A 688-nucleotide genomic window follows, 5' to 3' on the forward strand; every position below is an offset into this window, starting at 1 on the left:
ATATAAATGAAAATAACAAAAAATAAAAATGCAACTATAAAAAAACAGTCATCAGCCGGCTGCTTTTCAATGTTTACTTTATCATTTTCCATTACCTTTATTCCTGCATTTCTTACAAACAGGCAGGAACTTATATCCAGGGGGCTTCTTGTTCCAGCATTATTTCTTGCTGAATTTCTAATTCTTGTTCCACTGTATTTTATTTTCTTCCGAAAAAGAGAAGGATTAGGAAGAGGTTCTTTTCGACTGGATGTTTTTTTTACTCTTTTCTCTTTAATAATGATTATTCAGTTATTTGTCCCTTATCTGCTGGCAGTGAGGAAAACGGAAGAATGGATGATCTCGCAAATGTCTTTTTCCGGGGCCATTTTATGGATTAATATATTTTCTTCCGTACTTCTTGTTCCTGTATATGAAGAGATTGTATTTCGAGGGTGTCTTTTTAACTCTTTTAAATTCTGGTTTAATGACAATATTTACATCTCTGCTATTGTAACATCAGTCATATTTTCTGCATTACATCTACAATATACTGACTTTCGTACATTTTTGATGCTCTTTCTGATATCGTTAGTTCTTATCAGTGCAAAAATAAAGTCGAATGGCCTGTTAATGCCCATATTACTTCACATGGCGATGAATGCAGTCATAACAGGAATACAATATACGTTACAATATCACATAACAG

Annotated in this window: 1 protein-coding gene; it reads left to right on the plus strand. The window is 32.8% G+C overall.

The window, feature by feature from the left end; all coding sequences use genetic code 11:
• Positions 1 to 6: 6 nt before the first annotated feature.
• Positions 7 to 688, plus strand: a 682-nt coding sequence (locus HEN33_RS25315; RefSeq protein WP_183083534.1) for a CPBP family intramembrane glutamic endopeptidase, incomplete at its 3' end; no start/stop codon positions are given.

This window comes from Escherichia sp. 94.0001 (assembly GCF_013369155.2).
In the GTDB taxonomy this organism is placed as follows: Bacteria; Pseudomonadota; Gammaproteobacteria; order Enterobacterales; family Enterobacteriaceae; genus Escherichia; species Escherichia coli_F.